General features: G+C 62.8%; 2 protein-coding genes. Both read right to left on the reverse strand.

All coding sequences use genetic code 11. The features are described from left to right. Nucleotides 1–16 precede the first annotated feature (16 nt). Nucleotides 17–2,197, reverse strand: coding sequence for a response regulator (locus tag GX181_10115; GenBank protein ID NLM72293.1), 2,181 nt, complete (start codon nucleotides 2,195–2,197; stop codon nucleotides 17–19). Nucleotides 2,198–2,199: 2 nt separating this feature from the next. Further along, nucleotides 2,200–3,438: an HDOD domain-containing protein gene (locus tag GX181_10120; protein NLM72294.1), complete on the reverse strand. Its 1,239-nt coding sequence runs from the start codon at nucleotides 3,436–3,438 to the stop codon at nucleotides 2,200–2,202. Between the last annotated feature and the right edge of the window lie 21 nt (nucleotides 3,439–3,459).

Genomic DNA, 3,459 nt, shown 5'->3' on the forward strand with positions numbered 1-3,459 from the left:
CATGAAGCCGCGGGCGTCATTTTCCGTCCGACATCTCCTCCTGAAACAGGCGCGCAGCCTCCGCGAAGCCCTCGAACGCAGCGCCCAACTCCACCGCGATCTCCCCGACCCTCGGTGCATCTCCCGCGGCGGCCGCCGAATTCCCCTCCTCCGCAAGCCGGGCCATCTGCAGCGCCTCAACGTTCACCGAAGCTCCTCTCAGGGTGTGGAAGATCACCCGCGCCTCCTCCATGTCCCCCGATTCCAGCGTGTTTTTCAACTTGACAAGAGTCAGGGGGAAGTCCTCGACGAACTTGTCCAGGACTCTGACGCAGAGAAGAGTGTCTCCACCCATCCTCGCCATCAGCGACTCGCGCCTGAAGGGCGTATCGCCGGAGTCATCCCATTCGACCGGAAGCTCGGCCTCCTCGAACGGCTGCTCGGGGAAGCTGGAGATGTTCCGGGCCAGAATCCGAAGCAGGTCCACCGTCTGAAGCGGCTTCGCTATATAGTCCGACATCCCGGCCTCTATGAATCGCTCCTTGTCTCCGGGGAGGACGTTCGCCGTCATCGCGACGACCACCGCATCATGGTCCATCACGGACGACTTCGGGTCCCTGATGATCGAGACCGCCTCCAGCCCGTCCATCCGGGGCATCTGAATATCCATGAAGACGATATCGTACCGTTTGGACGAGAGTTTTTCAATCGCCTCCACGCCGTCGACCGCCGTATCGACTCCCTCTATCCCCTGCAGGTTCAGCAGAGACACAGCTACCATGCGGTTGGTGGCGTTGTCCTCCACCACCAGCGCCAGGACTCCGCGCAGACGCCGCCTGACCCCCTCGGCCTGCAGCGACACGACCCCTTCCCGCTGCTCCGGCCACGCGGCCGGTTTCAGCGGCAGGAAGAAGCGGAAGATGGTCCCTCGCCCCTCCTCGCTCTCGAAGGCTATCTTCCCGCCCATGTCCTCCGTGATTCTCTTTGAAATCGCCAGCCCGAGGCCCGTCCCGCCGAACTTGCGGGTCAACGAGACATCGCCCTGAACGAACGGCTCGAACAGCTTCTCCCTGTCCTTCTGCGAAATGCCGATCCCGGTGTCTCGGACGCTCACCTCGAGGCGGAACATCCCGTCCTCCGCCGGGTGCCCGCCGGCGGTCACCTCGACCGAGCCCTTGGACGTGAACTTCACAGCATTTCCTATCAGGTTGCTCAAAAGCTGGCGAATCCGGAGCGAATCCCCCGCGAAGAACTCTGGCACCGACCGATCCAGATTCATCGAAAAGCTCAGCCCCTCGGCGGCGGCTCGGGGTGCAAAACTCTCCCTCACGCTGCTCCACAACTCGTGGAAGTCGAAAGGCGCCTCCTCGTAGCGGAGCTTTCCCGCGTCCATCTTCGAGAAGTCCAGCAGGTCGTTGATCATGGCCAACAGCGCCTTCGACTCGTCTTTAAGCACGTGCAGAAGCTCCCTCTGGCGAGGGGCCAGCGACGTGCTCTCTAGGATCGCCACCAGCCCCATCACCCCGTTCAGCGGAGTGCGAACCTCGTGGCTGACATTGGCCAGGAAGAGCTCCTTCGCCTTTATCGCGGCCGCAAGGTTCCTTTCGGACACCTCCAGGCTCTCGATCTTCGCCTGAAGCTCTCTGTTCAGGTCTCGCACCGTCCTGTTGAACTCCGCGTTCTGCAGAACGGCGGCGGCCGAGCTGAGAAGCACGGTGAAGAAGGCGTAGGACACGTCGAGAATCCCAGCCTCGTCCTCCCCAAGCAGAGCCATGAACATCCCCGCCGCTCCGCTCGGGGTCATGATCGAGTGCAGCAAAAGCCTGCGCTCCGTCCCGTCCTCCGCTCGCCCCGCCGCCGTGATCACCACGGGCTTGTTCCTGTCCACCGCCCATGCGAATGTCCCGTCGTCTATCAGGGGGGCCATCTCCTCCTCGAAAAAGGGAAGGGCCTCCGGCGGGTCGCAGTAGGCGGGATAAAAGTCCAGCCCGTCCGCGGAGAACAGGAAGAAGACAAGAGAATCCAGCCTGATGAAGGACCTCAGCCTCTGCGCCGTCTGCGAAAGCAGCTCCCGCTTCGAGAAAGAGTCGTCCACTATTACGGACGGAGACAGCGAATCGACCGCGGCCTCCAGCACCCGTTTCGCCGACTCCCTCTCCATAGTCAGCAGCCGCACCCTCTCCCGCAGTCCTTCCAGGCTCTCGTTCATCCCGTCCATCGTCACGTCACCAGGAATATGTTCATGATCTCGCGGATCTGCCGCTCGCCCTGCGCCAGCACCGCCTCGAAGTCCCCCTTGTCCAGCTCCAGCGCCTCCAGCATCCCCCTGTCCATCCGCGAGAAGTAGACCGAGCCGCTGGAGCCGAAGCGAAGCGCGTTCGCCAGGTAGTCCGCTATGTGCACGTACGCGGCCTCCTCCGGTGCCTCCTCGGACTCCGGGGAGTGATGGTGCTCGCACAGCTGCCCTATCCCGCCCGGTATCCGCCACTCCTCCATCAGCACCCTGCCCACCGCGGTGTGGTCGAAGCCGAACACCCGCCTCTCCGTCCGCCACAGAGGCGTCCTCTCGAACACCGACAGCTCAAGCGCGTAGGTCATCTCCCTCGGGGTCTTCGTGTAGAGGATGATTCTGCCCAGGTCGTGCAGCAGCCCGGCCAGGAAGAACCTCTCCTCCGACCGCCTCTTCTTCGTGTAGGCCAGCAGGCGGGAGAAGACCCCGCACGCGATCGAGTGCCGCCAGAAGGATTTCATGTCCACAAACTCCGGCGGCACGTTCTTGAAGACCTTCATCGTCGAGACGGCCAGCGCCAGCGACGACAGCTCGTTCGAGCCGATTATCGCTATCGCCCTCGGGATGGACTGGATCGGATTCGGGAACCCGTAAAAGGAGCTGTTCACCAGCCGCAGAATTCGCGCCGCAAGGTTGGGGTCGTTCCCCACCACCTTCGCTATCGACGTGGCGGAGCTTATCGGCGAGCTGATGACCTCCTGTATCTTGAAGTAGATGTCCGGGAAGGAGAAGAGCCTTATCTCGTTCTTCGCCAGCGCGTAGGAGGAGAAAGAGCGCGAGAAGTGCCCCTCCGGCGGGTGAGGAAGGGAGCCGACCTTCGGAATTGGCGCGGGCGGCGTGCCGGACGAGAATCCCTCCGCGAACCTGCGGATGCTGAAGGCCCTCACAGCCGCCGAACAGGCGTCGTCAGGGTCATCGGGGGGAAAGAAGGAATCCACGTAGCTTTTGGCCATGCGCAGGGCCTCCTCCTCCAAAGCCACGCGCCCGGCTATCTCCGCGTCCTCCTCCCCCTCCACGTCCGCGCCGGTGATCCCCCAGATCTTGAACATCTTTATGTAGTTGTCCTTTAGAGTCGCACCCTTGCCGAGGATGAAGCGCCCGTTCGGTGCGTGTAGGTCCTCCTCAAGCACCATCCCCTCGCGAAGGTTGTTAACGCTCACTCGTCCCATGACCGTCGCCGTCAGGCCGGC

Source organism: Synergistaceae bacterium (assembly GCA_012521675.1).
In the GTDB taxonomy this organism is placed as follows: Bacteria; Synergistota; Synergistia; order Synergistales; family Aminobacteriaceae; genus JAAYLU01.

Excerpts from the sequence above, each read along its gene's own strand:
- GX181_10115 (NLM72293.1), bottom strand. The coding sequence starts at position 2,197 with ATGGACGGGATGAACGAGAGCCTGGAAGGACTGCGGGAGAGGGTGCGG.
- GX181_10120 (NLM72294.1), bottom strand. The coding sequence starts at position 3,438 with ATGGGACGAGTGAGCGTTAACAACCTTCGCGAGGGGATGGTGCTTGAG.